General features: G+C 46.8%; 23 protein-coding genes. 2 read left to right on the top strand and 21 right to left on the bottom strand.

The window, feature by feature from the left end; genetic code table 11:
• The 19 genes from ACI39P_RS01055 to scfA all read right to left on the bottom strand — a co-directional run.
• A partial coding sequence (locus ACI39P_RS01055; RefSeq protein WP_439718867.1) for a zf-HC2 domain-containing protein occupies window positions 1-731 on the bottom strand: 731 nt, incomplete at its 3' end.
• Window positions 721-1,206, bottom strand: a complete 486-nt coding sequence (locus ACI39P_RS01050) for a sigma-70 family RNA polymerase sigma factor (protein ID WP_439718866.1) — start codon at window positions 1,204-1,206, stop codon at window positions 721-723. The genes ACI39P_RS01050 and ACI39P_RS01055, both read right to left, overlap by 11 nt.
• A gap of 326 nt (window positions 1,207-1,532) precedes the next feature.
• Window positions 1,533-2,882 carry an NADP-specific glutamate dehydrogenase gene (gene gdhA / locus ACI39P_RS01045; protein ID WP_439718865.1) on the bottom strand — a complete coding sequence of 450 codons (1,350 nt, stop codon included), beginning with the start codon at window positions 2,880-2,882 and terminating at the stop codon, window positions 1,533-1,535.
• Window positions 2,883-3,401: 519 nt separating this feature from the next.
• On the bottom strand, window positions 3,402-4,460 hold the full coding sequence (gene mreB, locus ACI39P_RS01040) for a rod shape-determining protein MreB (RefSeq protein WP_439718864.1): 1,059 nt from the start codon (window positions 4,458-4,460) through the stop codon (window positions 3,402-3,404).
• 151 nt (window positions 4,461-4,611) lie between these two features.
• On the bottom strand, window positions 4,612-5,808 hold the full coding sequence (locus ACI39P_RS01035) for a S41 family peptidase (RefSeq protein WP_439718863.1): 1,197 nt from the start codon (window positions 5,806-5,808) through the stop codon (window positions 4,612-4,614).
• A 167-nt stretch (window positions 5,809-5,975) separates the two neighbouring features.
• Window positions 5,976-6,875, bottom strand: a complete 900-nt coding sequence (gene ftsX, locus ACI39P_RS01030; RefSeq protein WP_439718862.1) for a permease-like cell division protein FtsX — start codon at window positions 6,873-6,875, stop codon at window positions 5,976-5,978.
• Window positions 6,865-7,551, bottom strand: a complete 687-nt coding sequence (gene ftsE / locus ACI39P_RS01025; protein WP_439718861.1) for a cell division ATP-binding protein FtsE — start codon at window positions 7,549-7,551, stop codon at window positions 6,865-6,867. The genes ftsX and ftsE overlap by 11 nt, the downstream gene beginning before the upstream one ends.
• A 255-nt stretch (window positions 7,552-7,806) precedes the next feature.
• Entirely contained in the window at window positions 7,807-8,898 is a 1,092-nt protein-coding gene (locus ACI39P_RS01020) for a helix-turn-helix domain-containing protein (RefSeq protein ID WP_439718860.1), read from the bottom strand.
• Window positions 8,899-9,190: 292 nt separating this feature from the next.
• Window positions 9,191-10,045: a YitT family protein gene (locus ACI39P_RS01015; RefSeq protein ID WP_439718859.1), complete on the bottom strand. Its 855-nt coding sequence runs from the start codon at window positions 10,043-10,045 to the stop codon at window positions 9,191-9,193.
• Between the two features lie 34 nt (window positions 10,046-10,079).
• Window positions 10,080-10,814 (bottom strand): WecB/TagA/CpsF family glycosyltransferase, encoded by a 735-nt coding sequence (locus ACI39P_RS01010; protein WP_439718858.1) that lies wholly within the window; start codon window positions 10,812-10,814, stop codon window positions 10,080-10,082.
• A 12-nt stretch (window positions 10,815-10,826) separates the two neighbouring features.
• On the bottom strand, window positions 10,827-13,070 hold the full coding sequence (gene csaB / locus ACI39P_RS01005; RefSeq protein ID WP_439718857.1) for a polysaccharide pyruvyl transferase CsaB: 2,244 nt from the start codon (window positions 13,068-13,070) through the stop codon (window positions 10,827-10,829).
• Between the two features lie 15 nt (window positions 13,071-13,085).
• Entirely contained in the window at window positions 13,086-13,562 is a 477-nt protein-coding gene (locus ACI39P_RS01000; protein ID WP_439718856.1) for a DUF4330 domain-containing protein, read from the bottom strand.
• Window position 13,563: 1 nt separating this feature from the next.
• Window positions 13,564-14,052: a DUF4330 domain-containing protein gene (locus tag ACI39P_RS00995; protein WP_439718855.1), complete on the bottom strand. Its 489-nt coding sequence runs from the start codon at window positions 14,050-14,052 to the stop codon at window positions 13,564-13,566.
• On the bottom strand, window positions 14,049-15,158 hold the full coding sequence (locus tag ACI39P_RS00990) for a glycosyltransferase (protein ID WP_439718854.1): 1,110 nt from the start codon (window positions 15,156-15,158) through the stop codon (window positions 14,049-14,051). Before ACI39P_RS00990 ends, ACI39P_RS00995 begins: the two co-directional genes overlap by 4 nt.
• A gap of 2 nt (window positions 15,159-15,160) precedes the next feature.
• On the bottom strand, window positions 15,161-18,334 hold the full coding sequence (gene murJ, locus ACI39P_RS00985) for a murein biosynthesis integral membrane protein MurJ (protein ID WP_439718853.1): 3,174 nt from the start codon (window positions 18,332-18,334) through the stop codon (window positions 15,161-15,163).
• A gap of 171 nt (window positions 18,335-18,505) precedes the next feature.
• A complete protein-coding gene (locus ACI39P_RS00980; protein ID WP_439718852.1) occupies window positions 18,506-20,872 on the bottom strand; it encodes a phosphodiester glycosidase family protein in 2,367 nt (788 codons plus the stop codon).
• Window positions 20,873-21,111: 239 nt separating this feature from the next.
• Window positions 21,112-22,461, bottom strand: a complete 1,350-nt coding sequence (locus tag ACI39P_RS00975; protein ID WP_439718851.1) for a hypothetical protein — start codon at window positions 22,459-22,461, stop codon at window positions 21,112-21,114.
• Window positions 22,462-22,577: 116 nt separating this feature from the next.
• Entirely contained in the window at window positions 22,578-23,948 is a 1,371-nt protein-coding gene (gene scfB, locus ACI39P_RS00970) for a thioether cross-link-forming SCIFF peptide maturase (RefSeq protein ID WP_439718850.1), read from the bottom strand.
• 146 nt (window positions 23,949-24,094) lie between these two features.
• Window positions 24,095-24,235 carry a six-cysteine ranthipeptide SCIFF gene (gene scfA, locus ACI39P_RS00965; protein WP_016406981.1) on the bottom strand — a complete coding sequence of 47 codons (141 nt, stop codon included), beginning with the start codon at window positions 24,233-24,235 and terminating at the stop codon, window positions 24,095-24,097.
• Between the two features lie 185 nt (window positions 24,236-24,420).
• Here scfA and ACI39P_RS00960 point away from each other — a divergent pair, with 185 nt between their 5' ends.
• Both ACI39P_RS00960 and ACI39P_RS00955 read left to right on the top strand, forming a co-directional pair.
• Window positions 24,421-25,047: a LolA family protein gene (locus tag ACI39P_RS00960; protein WP_439718849.1), complete on the top strand. Its 627-nt coding sequence runs from the start codon at window positions 24,421-24,423 to the stop codon at window positions 25,045-25,047.
• A 104-nt stretch (window positions 25,048-25,151) separates the two neighbouring features.
• Entirely contained in the window at window positions 25,152-25,496 is a 345-nt protein-coding gene (locus ACI39P_RS00955) for a type II toxin-antitoxin system PemK/MazF family toxin (RefSeq protein ID WP_439718848.1), read from the top strand.
• 153 nt (window positions 25,497-25,649) lie between these two features.
• Here ACI39P_RS00955 and ACI39P_RS00950 read toward each other — a convergent pair whose 3' ends face one another.
• Both ACI39P_RS00950 and udk read right to left on the bottom strand, forming a co-directional pair.
• The gene (locus ACI39P_RS00950; RefSeq protein ID WP_439718847.1) at window positions 25,650-25,841 is read right to left on the bottom strand and encodes a hypothetical protein; all 192 of its coding nucleotides are present in this window, start codon (window positions 25,839-25,841) and stop codon (window positions 25,650-25,652) included.
• A 13-nt stretch (window positions 25,842-25,854) separates the two neighbouring features.
• Window positions 25,855-26,484 carry a uridine kinase gene (gene udk / locus ACI39P_RS00945; protein WP_439718846.1) on the bottom strand — a complete coding sequence of 210 codons (630 nt, stop codon included), beginning with the start codon at window positions 26,482-26,484 and terminating at the stop codon, window positions 25,855-25,857.
• Window positions 26,485-26,541 lie beyond the last annotated feature (57 nt).

The raw sequence follows: 26,541 nt of genomic DNA, 5'->3' as shown, positions 1-26,541 counted from the left end.
TAGCTTTCTGTTTGATTTCCATAATCGATATTGATGGTATAGTCCTCCAACTCCGCTTTCTCCTCACCGCCAATAAAGATGCTGGTGGCTTTCCCCCCTTCCTGAAACATCATGATAGATACGGGACTTTTATCTCCATCCTGGATAGTCCCATCTTCCTCATCCGATGCTTCCATTACCGTCAAGCTGCCATCTGCCATCTGCACTTCCATCCGTTCTCCCGTTCCTACAGTCAATACGTCCAAATTCATTCCCCAGCTGAATCGATTTGGTTCCGCACCGAGATAATCCCCAGGAAGTGCCCAAACTTTCCGCAAGTCAATAGATGCAGAAGTTTCATCATACATCGTTCCATAATGCATGAGATTCCCTTTTTCCAGTGCAAAATCCAGACACAGCATATCCCCATCCAACCGCACATCCATGGTTATTTCATTCGGGTCGATAGAAAAGCCCTGTCCAAAAGCCTTATATCCCAAGCCGCCCAAGCAGATACAGACTGCAACCGCCCCTGCGACTGCTCCCCTCATCCTGCGGTTAAATTTCCGGAAAGGGTTGATCTTTCTTTTATCCTTTCCTTCCTTTGCCTCCATTTCCTTTCGCATTTGCTGCAATATTTCGCTGCAAAGCTCACACCCCTCCATGTGTGTTTCAATCTCCATGTTGCTTTCCTCGCTGGTAAGCCCATCCATATAGCTGGGCAGCAAATCTCTGATAATTTCACATTTCATCTCTTCCGACCTCCTTTATAATCTTCTGTTTCGCCCGATAAAATGTCACCCGGGCCCAATTTTCATTTTTCCCGCAAATCTCCCCAATCTCCTGAAAGGAGAATCCACCTGTGATACGCAGGAGAAAAACTTCTTTTGCGTTTTCCTCCAAAATATGTACCGCTTTCATCACTTCCATGGTCTGTTCCTTCCTGCAGTAGGCGCTTTCCAAACCATCATCCGCCCCATTTTCCTGTAATGGTTCTGTTTTTCTTCGCCTCCGCTTATCTAATTCCTGATACCAAATATGCTTTGCAATTTGACAAAGCCACGTGGAAACCTTGCAGCTTCCATCAAATCTCCCCGAAGAACGAATCGCCCGATAAAAGGTTTCCTGGGTCAATTCTTCTGCTAAATCCGCATTTCCGCAAAGGCTCATTAAATATTTGAATACAAACATCCCATATTCTTCAAAATCCTTTTCGGGCTGAATCATCTTCTCTCCTCCTCTCTTTCGGATTCCTCTATATATCCGCCTCAAGCTGGTTTCGTTACATACTTTTTCTAATTAATCTTTTAGATTTTTACAGAATCATCCAGCTCACCGCAAAAGTATTCCTAAGGCTGCTCATGTATTTGCCCTGCAAATAGCTGAAACAAAATAAAAAATCAGTGATTCTGCGAGCAGTTCACTGATTCTTTATTTCACTTCAACTTTTTCGGCTTTTCAACAGGAAAAGGGACGGATTTCTCCGTCCCTCCCGAGTCTTTTTGCTTAATCGTCTTTATGTAATCGAACGTAATTTTTAAAATTAGGTTAAATTATACCAGACCCTGAGCCATCATAGCAGCTGCAACTTTCTTGAAGCCAGCGATGTTAGCACCAGCAACCAGGTTGTAGCCCAGACCAGCGCCTTCTGCAGCTTCTACAGAAATCTTGTGGATGTTCTTCATGATGCCTTTCAGTTTTTCGTCAACTTCTTCGCCTTCCCAGCTGTATCTCATGGAGTTCTGAGCCATTTCCAGAGCGGAAACTGCTACACCACCAGCGTTAACTGCTTTAGAAGGAGCAACGATTACGCCGGGTTCTGCCATAGCACGAGCCAGACCTGCGTTTGTTGTAGGCATGTTAGCTACTTCGATGTAGTATTTTGTGCCGTTAGCGATGATCTGTTCGATTTCGGGAACATCCAGTTCGTTCTGGTATGCTGCGGGCATGCAGATATCAACTTTCTGGCCCCAAGGTTTCTGTTTAGGGAAGAATTCTACGCCGAATTTGTCAGCATAGTCCTGAGCACGGTTTCTGCCGGAGCTTCTCATTTCCAGCATGTAGTCGAATTTTTCCTGTGTTGTGATACCTTCGGGATCGTATACATAGCCGTCAGGGCCGGACAGTGTAACAACTTTACCACCCAGCTGAGCTACTTTCATAGCGATACCCCAAGCTACGTTACCAAAACCGGACATAGCTACTGTTTTGCCTTCGAATGTGTCGCCTTCATGCTGCAGAACTTCGTTTACATAGTATGCAGCGCCGTAGCCTGTTGCTTCGGGTCTGAACAGGGAACCGCCGTATTCCAGACCTTTACCTGTCAGTACGCCATTTTCCCAGCAGCCTTTGATTCTCTTGTACTGGCCATACAGGAAACCGATTTCTCTGCCGCCTACGCCGATGTCACCAGCGGGAACGTCAACGTCGGGACCGATGTGTCTGTACAGTTCTGTCATGAATGCCTGGCAGAATCTCATGATTTCCATATCGGATTTGCCGTTGGGATCGAAGTCGGAACCACCTTTACCGCCGCCGATAGGCAGACCTGTCAGGGAGTTTTTGAAGATCTGTTCAAAGCCCAGGAATTTAACTACGCCAGAGTATACGTTGGAAGCAAAACGCAGGCCGCCTTTGTAGGGACCAATAGCGCTGGAGAACTGTACTCTGAAACCACGGTTTACCTGTACTTTACCAGCATCGTCTACCCATGTTACTCTGAAGGATACCTGTCTTTCGGGTTCAACCAGTCTTTCCAGCAGACCCATTTTTTCATATTCGGGATGCAGTTCTACTTCTTTTTCGATAGAAGCGAATACTTCTTCTACTGTCTGGATGAATTCGGGTTCATGTGCGTCACGCTTTTTAACCTGTTCGATTACTCTTTCAATATAAGCGTTCATTACTCTTTGACCTCCTATTGTTTATAGATTAACAATTGTATTTTCCCGCACGGTTGCATGCGGATTTGCCCCATGCGGTTAGGGCAAATTGAAGAAAAAGCTTCGCGGATTTCGCCGTTCTTTTGGAACATACTACACCCACTTGCTTCTTTCATTGCTTATTATAACACATATTTTGGACTTGTGTAGTATTTTTTTCAAGTTTTGGAATTATTTTTACACAAATTTTTGTGCTCAAAATTATGCAAAAAAAACGTATGGCTTCTTTTTTTGTGCATCGTTTCAAAAACAATTTCCGCTATCAGGTTTTTCGCAATATTTTTTTACAGTTTTTTCAACAAACTGCACAATTTTTCATTGAAAAGCCAAAAATCCCCCCTTGTACATACAGCACATATTGTTATTAAAATGACGATTCAGGATGAATTTTTTGCTCATGCAAACAACGTACAGCCTTTTATTTTATATTTTACTTTATTCAAAATAAAAAAGGCGCCTTTTTCGACGCCCTCTGTCTTCTCATTTCTTTTTGAATAGCCCACCGATGTCAAACCCGCGTTTTTCCCGTTGCTCTTCTTCGCCGCCTTCAGAAATATATTCAATATAGCGGCCTGTGCCAATGGCAACACAGCTGACTGCATCCTCGGCTACCATAGCATGGATACCTGTTTTGCTCTGGATCAGTTTATCCAAACCATACAGCAGGCTGCCGCCGCCGGTCATAACGATGCCTCTCTCAAAAATATCCGCCGCTAGCTCAGGAGGAGTACGTTCCAAAACACTGTGTACTGCATCCGCAATGGCTTCTACGGATTCCTGCAGAGCTTCCAGCATCTCATCCGATGTTACCGTAATATTTTTGGGCAGACCGGTAATCAGGTTTCTGCCCCGCACGTCCAGGGTAACGGGAATCGTACGTTCAAAAGCTGTACCAATCTTGATCTTCAGTTCCTCAGCAGTTCTTTCCCCGATCAGAACATTATGTTTCTTTCTCATATAACGAATGATGGCATCATCAAAATTATCCCCCGCGATCTTCAGGGAATAACTGACTACAGTGCCGCCCAAAGAAATGACCGCAATATCTGTCGTGCCGCCGCCGATATCCACCACCATGCTGCCGCAGGCCCGGGAAATATCAATACCGGAACCGATGGCCGCCGCAATGGGTTCTTCAATGATATGCACACGTCTTGCCCCAGCCTGACGAGTCGCATCTTCTACCGCTCTTTTTTCCACTTCTGTAACGCTGCTTGGTACACAAACGGCAATGGTCGGCTTCACAAAAGAACGCTTCCCCATAGCCTTTTCGATGAAATACTGCAGCATTTTTTCTGTCACTTCATAATTGGAGATAACACCTTCCCGCAAAGGGCGGATGGCAACGATATTGCCGGGAGTTCTGCCCAGCATACGCCTTGCTTCTTCGCCCACAGCCAAAATGGTGTTGCTGTCCTTATCGATGGCAACAACGGATGGTTCCCGGATCACAATGCCCTGCCCCTTGATATATACCAGAACAGTGGCAGTCCCCAGGTCGATGCCGATATTTTCGCCAAAACTCATAAAATTAAACATACCGCCGCTCCTTTGTTCTTTTTGAACCAAAATTTTTCCTGTGTCTTTTCAGTATACTGGAATCTGCGCCCGTTGAAAAGCTGTTTCTGAAAAAATTAAGAAAATTCTTCCTATTATCAAAAATAGGAAGAACCTTTTCATAAAAATAGTGTTATCCGATTTCGCTCCGCAGCACTTCTATCCCCTTCTGCAGCTGGGTATCCGCTTCCTCGGGAATCTCTGTCAAGGCTGTGTTCTGATATTCTGCCGGCAGTTCCACCACTTCATCCGGCTCGATGCCTACCCCATGGATGGATGTACCGCTGGGCGTATAATATTTCTGGATGGTGATATTCAAACCGGAGCCGTCCGGCAAAGTGAACAGCCGCTGCACCAAGCCCTTGCCAAAGGTCTGCGTGCCAATCAGCGTGCCTCTGCCTGTATCCTTCACTGCACCGGCGAAAATTTCCGATGCGCTGGCGCTGTTGGCATTGACCAGCACCACCATGGGAATATCCAGATATTCTCCATCACATTTCAAATCATTTCTATTTCCCTTTTTATCCAGAGTATAAACCATGGTACCTTCCGGAAGCAATTCCTCCCCGATTTCATAAACAGAACGCACCAGACCGCCGGGGTTATCCCTTAAATCCAAAATCAGCCCCTTCATCCCCGCAGCCTGCAGCCCGTCTAAGGCTTCCTTGAACTGGGTATAAGTATTTTCCTTAAACCCACTAATGGAAATATAGCCAATCTTTCCATCCATCATACAGCTGGATACACTTTCCAGCACTACAGTTGCCCGTTTCATGGTGAATTCCAACGTTTCGTCGGTGCTTCTGCGGAGCACCTGGATGGTTACCTCTGTTCCTTCTTTGCCGCGGATCTTTGCCGCCACATCAGAAAGCATTTTCCCCTGCATATTCTCACCATCCACGCCGATGATGACATCGCCGGCTTTCATGCCTGCGGCTTCCGCAGGCTGCCCTGCCATCACGCTGCTGATAACGACTTCCCCTTCTTGGGTACCATAAACTTCAATGCCGACCCCGTCGAAATTCCCGTTGGAATTTTCCATATACTGATTCAGATTTTCCTCCGTCAGGTAATATGTATATCTATCCCCAACGCCGGCCATCATGCCTGCATACAGCATTTCCTCCACTTGCTCTTCATTCAGATCGTCCACATAATATTTATCCAGATAGCTTTGGATGATATCGACCTTAGCCTCTCGGCTCATGCTGATTTCAAAGGGCAGCAGATGCCAGGGGATCATACGGCAGATGGGTTTCCATGCCACAGCCAAAACAACAGCCAGCACCAGCGCCGCCCCAAAGCCCTTCCAAAAATCCTTTCGTTTCACGTTCATCGCCTCATTTTTTCTCAGACTTTCTTTATCCTATGTTTTTCCGAAAAAAATTATCCTTATGAGAAAGGGGAAGTATTTGGCACTTTCCAAATGCTTCCCCTCTTTTCCACTTCCATAGTCCTGTCAAAAAGGATATTTGATTGTTTCCATTTTTTCCGCCTTTATACACGCAGATGCTTGCGGATAGAAGTAACGCTGCCGATAACCCCCAGGCCAATGCCAAAAACGATGCCGAAGGGGAACAGGAATCCAAAAACATCCCCCGTCAGGCGGAACTGGATGAATTTGATCACAGGCAGATATTCATAAATAGCACTTGTTACCTTTGCATAGATGGGGAACCCAATGATCAGAGGCACCACTGCCCCCACCAAGCCAATGATGATACCTTCAATAATGAAGGGCCAGCGGATGAACCAGTCAGTTGCCCCCACATATTTCATAATATTGATCTCAATTCTTCTGTTTACCACGGAAATACGAATGGTATTCATAATGATCATAACAGAGATCGCCCCCAGCAGCAGCATAACAATGACACTGCCCACGCTGAAGATCCGGCTTGCCTTCATCAGCAATTCTGTTTCTGTCTGCCCATGGCGCACATTTTCAATCCCATCTACATTTTCCAAAGCTGTCAGAACATTATTCTGATTTTCAATGCTGTCCAGAGAAATCTGGAAAGAATGGGACAGCGGGTTGTTTTCATTATCCAGCCCTACAAAAATATCTTCATCCGCCCCCCAATCCTCTTTCAGCTCATCCAGAGCATCCGCTGGGGAGATATATTCCACGCTCTCCACATGGTCTATCTTGCCGATTTCTGTTTTCATATTTTCAATCTGTTCCCCTGTCAGTTCTCCTTTCAGGAAAACAGAAATCCCAATGGAATCCTCCATCTGATTCAGCATATACTGCAGGTTGCTCCCTACACAGTAGGAAAAAGACAAAATAGAGATACAGGCAGCAACGGCAACCATGGAAGCCATCGTCATCAGCAGATTCTTTTTCAGCCCGCTCAAGCCTTCTCTCACAAAATATTTGATCGTACTAGGCCTCATCGCTATAACCACCTTTTTCAATATCTCTTACAATGTGTCCATTCTGCAGGGTAACGACACGCTTCTGCATGGCATCTACGATATCCCTGGCGTGGGTCGCCATAACGATGGTCGTACCACGTTTATTGATATCATCCAGCAGCTGCATGATACCATCTGCCGTTTCCGGGTCCAGGTTCCCTGTAGGTTCGTCACAGATCAGGATAGGGGGATTATTTACGATAGCTCTGGCCAATGCCGTTCTCTGCTGTTCCCCGCCGGAAAGCTGGTTGGGATAGCTTCTGCCTTTTTTCCCAAGGCCCACCAGTGCCAGTACTGCAGGCACATTTCTGCGGATGATACGGCCGGGGGCTTCGATGACGCGCATAGCAAAGGCCACATTTTCATATACAGTCTTATTGGGCAGCAGGCGGAAATCCTGGAATACAACGCCCAGATTGCGGCGCAGATAAGGAATCTGATTTCTGCTCAATTCATTTGTTTTCACTCTGTTGATGATAATATCCCCTTCCGTCGGGTCCAACTCCTTCAAAAGGAGCTTCATCAGTGTGGATTTACCGGAACCGCTGGAACCAACAATAAATACAAATTCACCTTTGTTGATATGCAGGTTGATATTTTCCACACCGACAGAACCATTGGGATATACTTTTGTTACGTTATTCATATGGATCATAACGTATCTCCCTCTTTCTGAAATTTTTTATCTTAAAAAAATTCGACGAATTTCCTCTTTTTTCGTCTTTACACAGTATTTGATTATACCATAAACAAAAAGGCGGAACAAGGGGAATAACTGCCTGAAAATCCCCATTTTGATTAAAAACATCTTAATTTTGCAGATTTTCCATAAAAAAGGGCGAGAAAATCCTCGCCCTTACCCCTTGACTCTATGAAATTTTGATGCTGGCGGAGAAAGCCAAAGCATCCGTTAATACGCCATTTTATCCATATAGATCATATATTTGCTTACCATCAGTGTGATTTTGAAAATGATGGCATCATCAAAGTTTCTCAGATCCAGACCGGTCATCTTCTGCAGCTTATCCAGTCTGTAAACCAGTGTGTTTCTATGGATATACAGCTGACGGCTGGTTTCGGAAACATTCAGGTTGTTTTCAAAGAATTTATTGACTGTCGCCAGTGTTTCATCGTCGAAATCATCCATCGTCAGGCCGTGGAGCACTTCTTTGATGAACATACGGCACAGGGGCAGAGGCAGCTGATAGATCAGGCGGCCGATCCCCAGTTTTTCATAATTTACAATAAATTTGTCTGTTTCAAAGATCTTGCCGACTTCCAGAGCCATCTTTGCTTCTTTGTAGGAACGGGAAACATCCTTCAGATCGCTGACAATAGTACCACTGGAAATATAAACACGGCTGTTTGTTTCCGCATTCAAGGTTTCTTCAATGGTCTTGGCAATACGGTCGATCTCTTCCGCTGTTTCTTTTTCCCGCAGTTCCTTTACCAAAATGATGCTGTGTTCATCTACCGCTGTTACAAAATCTTTTGTTTTCGCGGGGAAAATGCTGCGCACGATCTCTACCACATTCATTTCCTTATCGATATTGGTTTCGATCAGGTAAACGATGCGGTGTACATTATTTTCAATATGGAGTTTTTTCGCACGGCTATAGATATCCACCAGCAGCAGATTATCCAGCAGCAGATTTTTGATAAAGTTATCCTTATCATATCTTTCTTTATATGCAACCAGCAGGCTCTGTATCTGGAATGCGGCGATCTTCCCGATCTGATAACCGGCTTCATCCTCACCTTTAACCTGGATCACATATTCAGGTACGCCATTATCATAAATTTTAAAATACTGATAGCCCAAAATCAGCTGGCTTTCCGCAGGGGAACTGATGAAATTTTCCACAGCGTCGATCTGACGGCCGATCATATTTTCTTCCGTTGTGGCAATTACCTTCCCTTCTTTTTCCACTACGCTCAGTTCCTTGCGCGTGATGTTTTTCAACCCATCAATAGTGCTCTGCAAAATCTGATTTGAAATCATCGCCTTCACCTCAATACTTTTTTCTGATTCTTTTCCCGTCACTTTTCTGTTGTCATATCATACTGTATAAATTGCCTAAAAACCTCTTTTTGACGAGGTATCAAATTCACCTAAATTCATTTTATAACAAAATGACAAAAAAAGAAAGAGGAAATCTAAAAAAAACAGTCAAAATCTCTTTACATTTTATTTTTCCATAAAAACAGGGTCCGTTTTTTATGGAAACTGACCCTTGATTTCCTCTGATCGGGATTAAAAAAGTATATTTCCGAACCAAATCGGATGTCATTTTTTACTTTTCCGGAAATCCCCTCCCCAAAACTTCCCGGATATCTGTCAAAAGGAAAAAAGCATTTCGGTCGATATTCATAATAATGCTTTTGACGGAGTGGACTTCCTTTTGAGAAAAAACACAAAAGAGTACCTCTCGTCCTTGACCGGTGTACTTTCCTGTTGCCGGAAATGCCGTGACCCCTCTGCACAATTCCAACAAAAGCGCCGCCGCGATTTCATCACTTTTATCAGAAATGATCCATGCCGCCTTGGCAAAATTCGTTCCCTCTATCACCCAGCCAATGAATTGATCGGTAACATAGACTGCCAAAATTGCATACAGCCCCATTTCTACCCCAAAGAATGCAATACCCGCCAAAATGATGACCGCATCCAAAATAAAAATAAATTTGGGGACAGAAACGGAACGGCATTTTTCATGGAGCAGGGTTGCCGCCAGTTCCACCCCGCCTGTCGTAGCATCCGCCGAAAGCACCATCCCCAAGCCAATCCCCAGAAATACCCCGCCAAATACTGCCGCCAGCAACGGATCCTTACTGTATAACGGGAATAATTCCTCCACATACAGCATTAGGGAAAACAGCACTGCTGTCAGGGCGCTGCGGCCTACAAACGCTTTTCCTTTGCTTTTCCATGCCAATAAAAAAAGAGGGACATTCAATACGATGTTTACAAACCAAAGGGGAATATGCAGCCCAAAACGTGCCTGTGCCCACGCATCCAGCATAATGCCGATGCCTGTGATGCCGCCGGCAACTAAATCCGCATGTTCATAAAATCCCTCTGCGCCGATGGCCATTAAGGCCGTGCCGGCGATCAGATTGAACCAGTCTCTCTTTTTTAAAAGTTTCATCCTTTCACGTCCCTTTCAGGACGCTTTTTTCTGCTTACGCTCTGCGTCCCTTTGTTTTCAGGACTGTCAGCGCAAATTTGGGCAGACGCATCATACGTCTCCATCTTGTTGGCTGCGTAATCAGACGATGGAACCATTCCAGGCCCAGTTTCTGAAAAATCTTTGGTGCCCGCTTTACATTGCCCGCCATAACATCGAAGCTGCCGCCAACGCCAATGGCTATCTTTGCCCCCACCAGGCGGATATTATCGTAAATCCATTTTTCCTGCTTGGGTGCGCCCAATCCTACTAACAGTATGGACGGGGATTTTGTTTTTATGTCCTGGATGATCTTCTTTTCTTCTTTTTCATCGAAATAGCCGTTATGCACCCCGACTACCTTCAGGCCGGGATATTTTTTCATCATTTTTCTTGCTGCTGCAGATGCTACGCCGGGGGCACCGCCAAAGAAATAGAAGGTTTCCCCTGTTGCCGCCAGCTCTGCCATCAGGTTCTGCGTCAGGTCATACCCCGCTACCCGTTCCGTCAGGCGGATTTCGCTGTATTTGGATGCCCAAACCACGCCAATGCCATCGGGAATCACCATATCCGCTTCCTGCAGAATATTCATCAAGTCCTTATCCTTTTGGGCTTCCATAACGATTTCCGGGTTCGGTGTGCAGATGAAGTGCTGCCCTTCTTCCGAAAGCATCTCTTTCGCCTTTGCCACTGCCTGTTCCATGGTTACTGCATCAAATGGTACCCCCAACACATGTGTTTTTTTGCTCATACCAAACACCCCTTATTTCTTTCTGTGTTCCAACAGTTTCGCCAGATATTTTTCGTTCTTGTGTGCCATTTTTTCCAGTTCCAGTTCCTTCTGCTCCAATTTCGCCACATACACTTCTTTATGGTGGATCATATCATCCACCAGAGCCAGTGTTTTTTCCGGGTCAAATTCTTTCAGCTTGCCGCCGCTGGGCATATCCAATTTTTCCAAATAATACTCGATTTTGGGGTCGTAAATGAACCCGATCAGAGGCACCCGCTGTCTTGCGGCGAAGATCAGGGTATGCAGACGCATACTCAAAATAAAATCTGCCCGAGAGATGATGCCCATGACTTCATAGGGAGAATAATTTCCCTTTAAAATATAAGCACCCTGCTTCATTTTCTTGCGTACTTTTTCGCTGACTGTAATATCATTGGGCATCTGCATTCCCAGGAACACAATGTTTCTGTGATATTTCTCCACAATGATATCACACATTTCCGCGAATCTGCCAATGAATCGATCCATATCCTTCCAATTCCGAACAGAAACCACCACCATAGGCCGATCCGCAGGTACGCCTTCTTCTTTCAAAATTGCCTGGGCTTCTTCCGGGCCAATGCCGTCCATAGTAAAGACAGGGTCGGCTGTTACAAAGCATTTTTTCGGATTTACGCCCATAGAAAGCAATTCTTCATAGGAATTTTCTTCTCTTAATGTAATCAGGTCAGCTTTGTTTACTACCTGTTTTACCAGTCTGCGGTTGCGCTTGCCGCTGACTGGTCCGATCCCGTTCGCATAGAGCATCACTTTTTTCCGCATCATTTTTGCCGCCGCTGTGATGGAAAGATAATACATCAGCGAACGGGTAGAGGTGCTGTCCTGCAGCAGAGAACCGCCGCCGGAAAGGAGCACATCGCATTTTCTAATGGCACGGAACACATCCCGGAACCCAAAACGATATACCGCTTCAATATTGTATTTTTCTTTGGTTTCCTGAGGCTTATTGGATAAAACCGTGATATGGTAATTATCGCCCATTTCCTGAATGTTTTTATGCATAGAAAGCATGATGGCTTCGTCCCCAGTATTATTGAAACCATAATAGCCGCTCATCACCACATGATACTGCGGCACATGAGTTTCTCTCCATGCCGCATTATAGGCTTTCACACAGTCTCCTGCCATTTTGGTTACAGAATAATACTGGAAGATGACCTGTCTGCCATAGGCTCCCATTTTGTGCCGTTCTTCCTCTGTCAGGTCGTTAAAAGCATGTACCACATCTCTGTAAAGCTGTTCTTCGCTGGAAAGGGCGCACCCACGGCAGCAAAAGTTATTTTCCTGGGCCAATTCCAGCTTATCCTCTGCAAACAAGCCGATATATCCTTCATTGCCGGCAACAATTACAGGTTTTTCTGCCGCCATGGCTTCCAGAGCCGCCCGGCTGACCCCAACGAATACATCGCCCACAGCCACCAACTCATTGATATCTGTTCTGCCGCCGGTCATCGTAATACATTCTCTGCCAATGGCAGCGTTGGCCTCTTTTGCTTTTTCCAGCAATTCCTCATATACATCGCCGCCGCCGACAATCAGCATACGCAGACCCGGAATGGCCTGTGCCAGTTTTGGCCCCAGGGCGATCAGCTGCCTTGCCACCAGGGCACGGCTTTCATCCATACGGCTGACATAGACCAGCGTAGGTTCCCCTTCTTTCAGAGCAAATTCTCTGCGGATTTTGCTCTGGTCTGTATGGGGGGAGAATTTTTCTGTATCGATCCCGTTGATGGTTACAAAAATATCTTCATACCGTACACGGTAATTTTCCATCAGATAATTGCGGATATCATCGCTGACCGCTACAACCTTCTGCCCCCAGTTGGAAATATATTTCAGCCCCATGCCGGTGTAGAATACCCAATGGGCAGAAGTAACAAAAGTAAATTCCTTCTTCATTCTGATCTTCAGCAGCCCGCAGACAAAGCTGGGGATGCGGGCATGGGAATGAACGATATCCACTTTTTCCTTCTTGATGATTTTTTTCAGCATGAAATAGGAACGGGCCATTTTCAGCACATTTCTCTGGTTCAAAGGCACCTGATAATGGCGGATCCCCGCTTCTGCCAATTCTTTTTCATATACGCCCCCATTGGAAGCGACAACAATATCATAGCCCTGTTTTTTCAGTTCCTTGGAAAGCTCCACCACATGGGTCTCCGCTCCGCCGATCTCCAAGCCCATCAGAGCCATTAAAATTTTATATTTCTTCATGAGCCGTCCCCCTGTTTATTCCTGAATACTTGTGATCTTCATAACGGGTTTCGCATATTTTGTAATCACATTCATTTCGGAATTTGCCTTCATTTCCACAATCCCTTCCACAAAATATCCTTCTTCCTTTTCCACAACGGGGCCTTCGATGGTCAGCGTCACGCTGTAGTAATCGGGAAATTCCACTGCGCTGATAGTACCATCATTCTGCAGTACATTCTTCATAAAAGGTTTATACTCCACCTTTGTGATCGTCCCCAGGCAGATGCCTGTTTTTTCATCGAAAATCTCATCACCTTCGTGAAGGGCATTGACCGTTGCCATACGCACTTCATCGATAAAGGCAGTATACGTTCTCTGTTCCGCGGAAGCATCCACCCCTGTGGATTCTTCTTGATTCACCACGCCGAATTTGAATACCGCTACCACGCACAGCGCAGCGATCACAACGATAATGAGGATATCTGCAATATTAGGTTTTCTCTTTGTCATATCACTCACCATCCCTTACTTCCACAACAATGCCCTTGAAGGCATAGCCTTTGCCTTTGACGTTCAGCTCCATGCCAACTTTCACCGTAGTGCCTTCCACTGTAATATCTTTTTCTGTTTCTGTGCCGTTGCCTTCAATGGTCAGATAAATATCACTATATCCAGCCACAGGCACTTTTTCATATTTGCCCGTGGTTCTGTTGAACATCGTCTCTGTAAAAGGCTCTGCCTTTACATCCGTCACCACGCCCAGATATTCAGAAGTGGAGCTTTCATAAGCATTGCCGCCTACAACGGGGAAATTTGCCGTTTCCTCCACCACTTCTTTCCCCATGACCACATAGGAATAGGTCTTTGTTTCCGCCGCCGTATCCATTTGGGCTCCGCCGCTCCGCAGCATCTTCAGCCCAACAATGCCGATAACGATGACCAGCAGGATCAATAGGATATCCACGATATTGAATATACCGAATAGTTTTCTGTTTTTCATTTTCTTGCCTCCAGATAGAGTTTTTCAATTCTTCTTGTCATCTTATCCGCCAGGAAAGTGCTTTCCGCGTCTTTTTTCGCCTGTTCGCCAAAGGCTTTGCGCTTGGCATCATCCGCCAGCAGTTCTTCCAGCCGTTCCGCCAGAGCATCACTGTCGCCAATGGGGATCAGAAAGCCGTTTTCGCCGTGTTTGATGACTTCTGCCACACCGCCGCTGTCTGTTCCCACTGCGGGAATGCCTGCAATCATGCTTTCCAGAATGGACAGGCACAACGCTTCCGCCTTGGATGTGATAACAGCAATATCCAAGGCCGCTTCGATGGATTCCACATCCTTCAGGAAGCCGGTGAACGTTACGTTTTCGCTGATGCCCAGCTCCGCCGTTCTTCTTTCCAATTCCTCCCGCAGGCTACCGTCACCAATGATATAGAAACGGACATCTCTGCGCTTTTCCAGCACCTTTTGTGCTCCCAACAGAAACGTCTCATGATCTTTGACTTCTTCCAATCTGGCAACCATGCCGACAGCCTTTTCCCCGGCCTTGCCGCCAAAGGATGCCAGGAGTGCCGCTTTTTCCTCCGCCGTAGGGATGGGAATCGGCTCAATGCCATTATAGACCGTCACAATCTGCTTAGGGTCTGTCCCCCCGGCGATCATACTGCGGCGCACCGCCTTGCTGACAGCAATGATGCAATCGCTGAAACGATGATTGATGGCCCTGCGCAGGAGCTTTTTCGGCAAAGAACCGGGGGCTCCTTCCATGCAGTGCTTTGTATTGAAAATCATAGGCACCTTGGCCTGTCTGGCCGCCATACGGGCCGTCATGCTGGCATGGGTATGGACAATATCCGGCTTTTCCTGCCGAAATTTCTTCGTCAATGCCTTCATGGCCTTTTTATCAAAGGATTTATCCTCCATTTCTTCCATGGCAATGACAGGCACATCCAGTGCTTCCACCGCCTCCGCCAGCAGGCTGTCATGGGGCAGCAGCACCTTTACCTCGAATTTCTCTCTGTTATGATATTTCAAATAATACAGCAGCCAGCGCCCGGCGCCGCCGATGTTTCTGTCCGTCAAAACATGGAGGACTTTCGTTTTTTTCTCCATTTTTATCTTTTCTCCATTTCTCTTTCGCCTTTTCTTTCTCCTACACGGACTGCCGCCATGCCAATGCCGATAAAGCACCAGAAGAACAGCACAATACGGTAGTCAAACCACAGATGGTCTGTCATCCCCTGCAGCAGAAGCCCCGCAAAGCCGCCAAAAACCGCACCTAAAAGGAATTTAAATCTCCTTGGCACAACACGCATTGCGCTGTACAGCTTCTGGAAAAAGAACAGGAACAGCAATACCATCACAATGAAACCAACGATACCCAGTTCGATGAATTCCTGCAGGAACAGGTTATGGGCATGGTATGCATTCGCCGCCTCAAAGGAAAACAGCGGATAAATCTCATTAAAGGCACCGACCCCGATCCCCGTTGTCCAATAATGCTGAATGATATCAAAGGCGGCACTATAGATAGACATACGATATAGGGAAGAAGAATCGCTCATAGTTACGGAGCTGGCAATTCTCGCCCAAAGGCTTTCCGGCAGGATAAACGGCATCAGCAAAAGCAGGATGACGCCCAGCGGGATGAGTCTCTTTTCCGAAAGCAGAACGAACAGCCCTGCAGAAAACATCAGCCCCAGCATAGCCCCGCGGGAGCCTGTTGCCGCCAGCCCCAGGCAGATGACACCGAAACAGCCGGTATAATACAATCTGCCCAGCCAGTTTCGCATCTTCCACATCATCCCCGCCGCCAGAGAGCCTACCAAAATCAGGTATTCCCCCAAAACGTTAGGGTTATTGAATGTGGCATAGGCACGGGTGGTAATATCGAAGCTTTCCACATCTACCCAAGCCGCGTCCATTTCCACGCCGACAATATACTGGTATACCGCATAGAGAGCGATCAACGCCCCCATGCTGATGAGTACCCAAAGAATGAAATCCAGTTTTTCTTCCGTATCGATGGCATCCTTTGCCACAAAGAATACCGCCATCAAAATCAAGAACAGGCAGGTAGCCAAAATCGCCGTCGGGAAGGCATAGCTTGTCACCCCCGCATAAAAGATGCAGGCTGCGAAGCACCCCAGCAGCACGCTGACCATGCTGGTTTTCTGCATCTTAATGCGCCCCAGGAAAAGCTGGATAAAATACAAAACAAACGTCCCCAGGCACAATACCGCCAAGAGCATCGTCGGGAAAATGGGAATCGCCGCCACAATGCCCGCCAGGCACAGAATCAGGAAGTTCTGATTGAACACACGGAAGAAAAAGCTTTCCCCCATGGCAACCGCCAAGCCATTGCTTCTTCTGCGCACGGCCATGCCGCTCCAATGGGTCAGGTTATGCCAGAAGCGGGGCAAAATCCCCTGCCAAGTGTGCAGATACTTGTCCCAGTTTGCCCGCAGGAAGCTCAGGATAGCGCTGTTTTCAAAGGCATTTTTCCAGCTTGCGCAAATTTTTGCATAAATACTGTAGGCAATGCTGTCCATCCAGAGCACCATCAGCACATTCCACACCCGCTCGATGACACGGAAGCAGAAACTGTCTTCAATTACGAAAGAAATCTTTTCGATCATAGAATAGGTTCTCCATTTTTTCTTTCTTTTCTGAGAGGAAGCTGTGCTGCTTTCCGCCGCAGGTTTCCCTGCGCCAGCCGTTCCTCTTTTTAAAATCTTTTTGATAGTATCAAACACAAAATCGCTTTCTTCGATTTTGAGGAGCTTCGCAAAAATCATATAGGACACCAGCCCCACGCCGCCGCAGGCACACAGCAGGATAATTTGTCCGATCAGGCTGCCCATCATAGACGCCAACGCCATTTTGCAGCCCAAAACCAACACCAGCATCCCCGCCGCCGCCAGAAGCATCTTGCCGATCTGCCCCACCAGAGACTGATCCAAAATATCCGGATACTGCTTGACCGCAGGAACCAGCAGCACCAATGCCGCCGCTGTGGAAGAGACTGCCGCCGCCAGCGCCAGCCCGCCAATGCCCATAGGTTCTAAAAGAAGCCCACAAAGCACCGCATTGATGACAATGGAGACCAAACCGGAATAAAAAGGGGTTTTCCCATCCTGATTGGCATAAAACGCGCGGCTCAGGATATTCTGCACCCCATAACCCACCATGCCAAGGGCAAAGAAAAACAATGCCTTGGAGGTCAGTTCCGTTGCCAGCATATCAAAGGCGCCCCGTTTATAGATCAGCGTTACCACAGGCTCTGCCAGAGCCATCAGCCCTACTGTCATAGGAATCAGCAGGAAAATCATCGCCTTCAGTGTTCCTCTGACTGCCAGGCCAAATCCCTTCTTATCCTCCGTCATACGGGAAAATTTCGGGAATACCATATTGGCGATGGCAAGCACAAAGACCCCAACAATGATGGTGTACAGGTTGTTGGCATATTCCAACGCAGAAACGCCCAGTTCGCCATTGGTTACATTCCCGCTGGAAAGCTGAGAAGCAAAACGGGTATTTACCATAAAATTGATGGGCTGAATCCATGTGCTGACCATAACAGGCAGCATCAGCTTGCCAATTTTTTTCAGCCCTTCATCCTTAAAATGAAAATCCGGGCGATAGTGATAGCCCTTTTGATGCAGGGAAGGAATCTGAATGATCGCCTGCATAGCCCAGCCGATCAGAAAGGCAACCGTCAGGCCATAGATTCCAAATCTTTTGTTGAAAAAAATATAATATACAATCAATACACCATTAGAAGCCACACTCAAGGCCGCAGGCACATTGAATTCTTCCAAAGACTGCAAGATCCCTACAAAGGAAAAGGCCACTGCCGTAAACAGCATGGTCGGGAATAACATCCGCAGCAGCTCCACACATAATTCTGCGGTTTCCATATCGTAGCCAGGGGCAATCAGCCATGTCAAAGGTTCCGCCAGCAGCATACCCAACAGCATCATTATAATCGTTACCGTTGCAATCATGGTGATAAAACGGTTTGCCAATGCATAGGCTTCCTGCTTTCCCTTCTTTTGCAGATATTCTACAAAAATAGGGATAAAGCTGGCAGAAATGGCCGATGCAAAAATGACATCAAAGAAGGTTCGGGGAATCCGGCTTGCCAATAAAAAAGCCGCCGCTTCCATGCCCGTGGCATAGTTCGCCGCCAAAAGCTGTTCCCGCACCAAGCCTAATATTTTCCCGAATAGGGTGATCAACATGATAAAGCTGACGGTTTTCACCGCCTGATTATCTTTTTCCGACATAATAAACTCCTAAAACCTATTTTCAAATTTATTTTTTGCCGATGGGTAAAAATACTCATCGTAATCCACTCTATATAGTACCTTATTCTCCTTCTTTTTACAACAAAAAGCGGAGATTCGGGGCAAAAAAAATGTTTTCAGAGAAACCTCCGAAAACATTTTTCCCTCATTTTATTTAATATTGACTGCTTCGTAAGTTACATTGCCGTCTTTCACACGGAAGCGCAGCATCATATAATTCTGGTTCACTGTGCCGTCCGCTCTCCAAAGATTGGGCAGATTGATATAACGCACGCCATCCTTTGTAGAAGCCCAATAGCTTGTATTCGCACAGGAAATCACAAATACCGTTTTGCCCTGTTCCACATATTTATTCAGAATCGCACGGAAATAATCCGTTTCCGCTGCAGATGTGAAATCGGAAGGGGTTTTATCCATCACCAGAACGATGGTATCATTATTCGCATTTTCAATATCCCTTGTGAAGCTTGCCCACTGGGAAGGATTTGTTGCTGTAATGCCGCCCTTCGCCGCAGAGATCATAGCCAGGCTGACGCCGCCCCGGTTCAGGAAACGATAGCTTCCGTTCCAGCTCAGGGAATCCAGCTTTTTCGCGGACTGGATGTCATTTGCTCCGCCGTAAATCGCAACGTTGGCATTGGCATCCACATAGGATTTCACCTTGCTTCTTGCGCTGTTATATGTTTCAGATGCAATACTCTTATCACCGGTATATGCAATCTTGCCGGCTACATTGAAGTAGTACGCACCGTCATTTTGCATTGTTACTTTCTGGTTCAGCACATCCTTCGCCACTGTGGCCGCCGGTGCTTTCACCGCTGTGGCATTGCCGACTGTCACTGTGATATAGGCTACTGCGCCGTCTTTTTCACATTTGATATAGGTAGAGCCTGCCTTTTTCGCTGTGAAAACATTGCCGGAAACAGTACCGATGCTGGCATCTGCTACTGTATAATTTGTGCTGGTGGATGCCCAGTAGGAAAAGCCGTCCTGATCGTATGCATTCATGGCGATCGTAGCAGTATCGCCTGCTTTGCTCAGTTTGATGCTTGTGCTGGTAGGGCTCAGTCTGGCCACCTTGCCGCTGACCACGTTCATCTGATAGGCTACCAGATTCTGATAGGTTGCCACTACCGTAAAGGTACCGCTGGTCTTGGGCGTAAAGGTATACCCATCCCAAGTGCCTTCTACGCCGACCGCATCCAGCTGCACTGCGCTGGCGGGAATTTCGATGCGGTTATAGTATTCATCCAAGCCGTAGACCGTAAATGTGATAGGCTTTCCTGCCAAGGTTCTTACCATGGAAGGCTGGATAGCAATCTGCTCGATCTCGCCCTTTTCCGCAGTCTGGAAAACGCCTACAGCATTGATGACTTTTCGTTCAGAGCCTTCGGAAACCTCATTCTGCACAACAGGCGCTTTGTCCTCTATTGTCTGGACAGCCATGGTAGAAGAACCGCCGCCGTCTAAGTGCATAGCTTCATACGCGCCATATTCCTGCATCAAAAGCCCCATTTCCCAGTGAGTCGCGCCGATGCTGTCCCCTCTGCCGTCCACAACCATGAAAATGGCTGTGTTGCCGTCTTTGGATACACCAAAGGCTGTTCTGGGCTGTCTGCCTGTGGCAACGATGGAGTTTGCCGTTGTGATCTTCCCATCTACCAACAGCTTGCCGCCGCCGCCAAAGGCTGTATCGATCCTATCCAAATCTACGGAAGAAGTAATATCCAGCCGGATAGCATCCCCCGCCGCAAACATATACGCCGCATTTGTAAAGTAATCGCCGCTCATTACGATCAAATAACCGTCTTCAGGGACAGCCACGGTTTCCCCCTTCTGGGAAACATATGTAATCGTATCATTTTCCACCACAAATTTCACTAGATTCTGGAAACGGCTGTCCAGGCTGGCTGTGGTGCTCATGGCGTTTCTGTCCAGATAAATGGGGAATACCATAGATGTAACTTTATTCAAAGAGGCCAGTTCAATGGTCTTTTTTTCATTGCCGAATTTGGCTGTCATGGTAAAATAATCGAAGAAGGGGTTGCCGTCCTCATCCATAAAGAATGCCGCATACTGTCCTTCCTCCTTATTCAGGGTCGTCCCGGCGGAAATCACTTCACCGTCTCGGACAATGGGGCCAAAGGCCGCAGAATACGTACCGCTCAGGCCGAAAAAGTCGGAGTTTACCCCTGCCACAGCGCCATTATCTGTCAGCAGTTTTTTTACAGTTTCCTTCAGGCCATAGTCGCTCTTGCTTTCCACTTCCCTGATTTCCAAGGTGCTTTCCGTCAGGTCTACCTTCAATACATGAACATTCTGAATGCCCGCATCGGTCATACGGCTGCTTTTTTCGTATGTTACCCCGCGGGTCACTGTTTTTTCTGTTTTCTGGTCATAATAGGTGGTTGCCCCATAGGCTGTTTCCGCCCCGAAATAGCTCAGGGGAGAAATCAGCAGCGCTGCCGCCAGAACCGTCCCCACGGCACGCTTTGCCAGTTTTTTGTTTTTGTTCATTCCCTCATCTCCTTAATAAAAATGCCTTTTCTTTTGACGGAACTTCTCTCCAAAAGTTCCCTATTCTAAATAAAATTTCTTTTAAAAATAAATTTATGTAAATTATCATATCATAAAAGAATGAACTTTTGTTCATTTTCAGAAAATTTTAAGAAAACTGTAAAATTTTAAATCATGATACACGCAGATGAGAAAACGACAACAAAAAAGGACACAGCAAAAGCCATGTCCTGAAAGTTTTATCGTACTACCTTGATTTTTTCTATGCCATAAGCGCAAAATAATGCCGCCATCTCTACCGTGATCTCTTCCCCGCTGGCAGTAATAGGGATAGCCGGCGGGCAGGAAACACAAGGGCTTGCACAAATGCGCCCCACCGCATCCAGACAGCGGACTTCCTCCCATTGACTGAATATAGCTTCCCGAATGGATATTTTCTGCTGGGGCAAAAGCAGGGGCATCTGGGCTTTCGCCTGCTTTTCCATTTTCGGTGGCAAGCTGCCCAAGGCAGTCTCCACCTTTGCAAAATCTGTTTCCCGGTTTTCCGGCGTTGCCATCAGCACCACCGCATCCAGATCAGCAAATTCACATTCCACACCCTGTTTTCGCAGAGCCTCCGCCGCTTCTTCTCCGGTATATCCCATTTTTCCGGTGAAAATCGTCAGCTTCAAAGGGTCGCCATCCATCAGCTCCCAGCCCTGTTTCCGCAAAACCGCCTTCAGCCTCTCCACCTTTGCAATAGTCTGAGCCAATTTTTCCGGGTAGCCTTCCGCCAAATATTGATTGCATTTGTCCAAAGACTGCAAAATCAGATAGGAAGGGCTGGTAGAGCCGAATATTTCCATGACCTTTTTTGCCTGTTCGCCTGCCTTTTCCGCCCATTCCGCCGAAAGCTGCAAATAAGCTCCCCCTGTCAGTACGGGTAATGTCTTATGAGCAGAATCGCAGCTCATGGCCGCCCCCAGGTCGATGGGATGCAAAGAAGGGTTCAAAAACTTCAGATAAGCGCCGTGGGCATTATCCACCAGCAGGGGGATCCCCGCTTCCGTGCAGACTGCCGCCAAGGCCTTGATATCGGGAGAATACCCCAAATAATCCGGCGCAGTGATATATACCGCAAAGGGCTTTCGTTCCATTTCCGCCAGTTTTTGAGCCACCTGCGCCGCTGTGATGGGGCAGGTGCAAAGGGAGCTTCTCTCCCCCTCCTCCGGCATCAGCCATGCCACATCCAAATCCAGCAGGGCGCAACTATAGAGAAACGCCTTATGGGCATTCCTCGCCGCCAAAACCACAGGGCGCCCTTCCTGCCGGCCGCTTTCCTGCAAGGCAAGAAAGAGCATGGAACGGATGCACTGAGAAGAGCCTTCCGTGCTGTAAATCGTCTTTCCGAAGCCAAACAACCGGGAGGCGTTTTCCTCGCTTTCCGCAATGATCCCTTCCGCGTCATAAAGTTCATCGGCTCCGCTGATTTCCGTGATATCCATTTTTTCGTAGCCCAAAAAGGACACACCCTTGTGCCCCGGCATATGAAAACGGGCCGCGTCCTTTTTCGCATATCTATTCACAAAATCGCAAATCGGTGCTTTCAAAAAAACCCTTCTCTCTTGAGTCCGATCGCTTCGTTGCAAAGCAACTCCCGCGCCCGCCGCAATTCACAGCTCCGAGCATACTCTTGCTCATGCTGTCCGCTCATAAAATATATTCCTTATAAGCCTTCCTCAGCCTCTGCCACCTTCATCATAATCGCACATTCGATTCTTTTCTTAAACAGGTCGCAGCCATATTCATAAATGCCGGTGATGCTGCCCGTCGCATGGTATGCATTGGCGGCACAGCCGCCGGAACAATAGAGCTTCGCCCAGCAATCTCTGCATTCCTCTCTGGCATAGGCGTTGCAGCATTTGAATTCATTCTGCACTTCTGTGTTTTTTACGCCTTCCCAGATATCGCCCATGCTGTATTTTTCATCCCCAACAAACTGGTGGCAGGGATACAGCTCGCCCCAAGGAGTCACTGCCATATATTCTGTGCCGCTGCCGCAGCCGGAAATTCTCTTATAGATGCAGGGACCATGCTCCAAGTCCAGCATGTAGTGGTAGAAGGTGATAGGCTTGCCGTCTCTTTTTCTTTGCAGCATTTCCTTTGCCAGAATCTCATATTGTTCAAACAGAATCGGCTTATCCTCTTCTGTCAGGGCATAAGGGTCTGCGGGGTCGCAAACCACGGGCTCCATACTCAGCTCTGTAAAGCCCAGATCCGCCATGTGGAACAGGTCTTTGGTAAAGTCCACATTATTGTGGGTAAAAGTCCCCCGGATATAATAGTTCTTATCGCCCCGGGCTTCCACAAATTTCTGGAATTTCGGCACGATGATATCATAGCTGCCTTCCCCGGCATAATTCTTTCTCAAATGATCGTGCACTTCTTTTCTGCCATCCAGAGAAAGTACCACGTTGTGCATCTCTTTGTTGGCAAATTCGATGACCTCATCATCGATGAGAATACCATTTGTTGTCAGTGTGAAACGGAAGTTTTTGTTGTGGATCTTTTCCTGTTCTCTGGCATAAGCAACCACCTGCTTCACCACATCCCAGTTCATCAAAGGCTCGCCGCCGAAGAAATCCACTTCCAGATTCCGTCTTGTGCCGGAATGTTCAATCAGAAAATCGATGGCCCGTTTGCCCACTTCAAAGCTCATCAGTGCCCGTTCCCCCTGATATTTGCCCTGGCTGGCAAAGCAGTAGGAACAATTCAGGTTGCAGGTATGGGCCACATGGAGGCACAACGCCTTAATAACGGTATTTCTCGCCTTAAAATCGTAAGCCAGATGTTCATAGGAATCCGGTGTAAAAAGCTTGCCTGCTCTTCTCAGTTCCACCACATCATCGATACATTCCTGTACATCCGCTTCTGTGACATCATCGTATTTTTTCAGCATAGCATCGATGATATCGCCCTGTGTGTTTTCTCGAATCATGCTGATCACATCATAAGCCAGTTCATCCACACTATGGATAGAGCCGCTGCAGGTATCCAGCACGATGTTGTATCCGTTCAATTGATATTGATGTACCATTCTATTACCTCTTCTATAGATAAACATACTCGGATTGCCGGCAAATCTGCCCTCCGTGCAATCCTGAAAACCTTTGAAACACGCCGAAACACGAGAAAAGGGGCTGTAAAAACAGCCCCTTTGGGTTACCCTGATTCAGTTCGCGATTACTGTTTTTCGCAAGGCTGGTTTGCTACACCGCAAGATGTTTTGCAGGCAGACTGGCAAGATGTCTGGCATTCGCCGCAGCCGCCATTCTGTACGCTCTTGTTCAGGTCGCGAGTTGCGATTGTTTTGATTCTGCTCATATGATTTACCTCCCCTAACGTTCATGGATTTTTTATTGAATCATAAATTCTTTCTCATTATACCCTAACCATACAAAATAATCAAGTCAAACCTTTTTCCGCGGCATTCCCTCCAAAAATCATCAGACTACTTTTTTGTCCCTTCTCATAGATTGAAATAACTCATATTTTCAGGAGGGATCTTTATGAAACGAATCCTCTCATTTTTATTATCCATGGGTCTTATTTTTGCGGTTGCCGCCTGCAGCAAGGAGGAAACCCTAACAGAACTGGAAGCGATCCAAAAACAGCTGGCGGAAATGGAAGGCTATTCCTGCACCGCCACCCTGACCCGCTCTTCCGAACGGGGCGAAAAGGTTTATGAAACCAAGCAGTATTACAAATCCACCGGAGAATACCGCCTGGAGCTGACTGCCCCCGAAAACGTAGCAGGCAACTATACTGTTTTCGACGGGGAACGCATCTGCCAGTATAACCCCAAACTGGACAGCAGTATCATCAAGGATGTGCCCGCATCACAGCAGCGAAACGAGTTGTTTTTGGGTCAGTTCGTTCAGAATTATATGCAGTCTGAGGGCGTCAGCGTAGAAACTGCCGCTTTAGAGGAATCCAAATGCGTCATTCTGGAAGCTGTCATTCCCGGCAACGACCCCGCTGTCTCCACAGAAAAGCTCTGGGTAGACCGGGAAACACTCCTGCCTGTCCGTTTCGTGATTTATGATACCAACGGGAAAGAACGCTACCAGATGGATTATCACGAATTTACGTTCAATCCGCAATTCGATGAATCCCTTTTCACCATTGAAGAATAAATCCCCCTGTTTTTGTCCATACTGAGAACAGTCAGCAGGGAAGTTCTTCAAATTATACATATTTCTTCCGCCGCTGACCAATTCAAACAGCGGAGTGTGAGAACATGATCGTCAGAAGAGGAGATATCTATTTTGCAGACCTGAGCCCCGTAGTGGGCAGCGAACAGGGCGGCATCCGCCCTGTCCTCATCGTGCAGAATGATGTGGGAAATAAATATAGCCCTACCGTCATCTGTGCCGCCATCACCTCACAAATGAATAAGGCAAAGCTGCCGACCCATATCGCTCTTTCCTCCGCCGTCTATGCCCTGCCAAAGGATTCTGTGGTCCTGCTGGAGCAGATCAGAACTATCGATAAACAACGGCTGAAAGAGAAACTCTGCCATCTGGATGATGCCATGATGCGGCGGGTAGATCAAAGCCTTATCATCAGCTTGGGTTTAAAATAAAAGAGACGGTTCTTTTCCGTCTCTTTCTCTTTGCATGCAGGAAATAAGAATGCTGCTTTCCTAGGAACGAAACATCCTTCTGCTTTCAATTTCTGCAAAAGAAAGCCCTGAACAAAATCGCTTGCTCAGGGCTTTTCTATTTTTATTTTATCTTTATCTTTTTCTTCCCTTGCCGAAACTTACCAGAACCAGCCACAGGAAATACAGCAGAATAAACACTACTGTAAATGTGACTACCTGTTTTAATGTAATCGCCGCTCCTGTAATGAGCATAAATCCGTGGTAAAAGATGCTGCAAAGGCAGCCGGATTTTATGGCACGTATCAAAAGTTCTTTCAAATCCATCTTTCTTCTCCTATCATTCGCAAGTCATCCCATGAATATGGTTATGTACTCTCTGCACCAAAATATCCAGTGCCACCACATTCTGTCCGCCTTCCAGCACGATCAGGTCTGCTGTTCGCTTGCTGGGCTCTACGAACTGCTCATGCATGGGTTTCACTGTAGTCAGATACTGATTCACCACAGATTCCAGGCTTCTGCCCCGTTCTTCCACATCCCGCAGGATCCGGCGAAGGATACGCACATCCGCATCCGTATCCACAAAAATCTTAATATCCATCTGGTTTCTCAAATATTCATTCTGTAAGATCAGGATACCTTCCACGATAATAACTTTCGTGGGATTGATGATGATCGTTTCATCAGAACGGTTATGCACAGTAAAATCATATACGGGGCATTCAATGCTCCTGCCTTCCTTCAGTGCCTGAATATGCTCGATCATCAGGTCGGTATCGAAAGCATCAGGATGGTCATAGTTCAACAGGCAGCGTTCTTCATAAGCCATATCATCATGGCGTTTATAGTAATTATCATGATAGATCACGGTCACATCCTCGCCAAAGCGTTCCTTCAGGCGATTGGTCAGAGTCGTTTTGCCGCTGCCCGTGCCGCCGGCGATGCCAATAATCATAATCTCTTTCATGCTATTCCCTCCTCGTATAATATCTTTTAGATACATAAATGTACCTTGAAAACTTAA

It is taken from the genome of Anaerotignum sp. (assembly GCF_051877975.1).
Taxonomy (GTDB): domain Bacteria; phylum Bacillota; class Clostridia; order Lachnospirales; family Anaerotignaceae; genus Anaerotignum_A.
The sequence above is the reverse complement of the archived record's forward strand: the minus strand, read 5'-3'. Positions and strand labels throughout refer to the sequence as shown.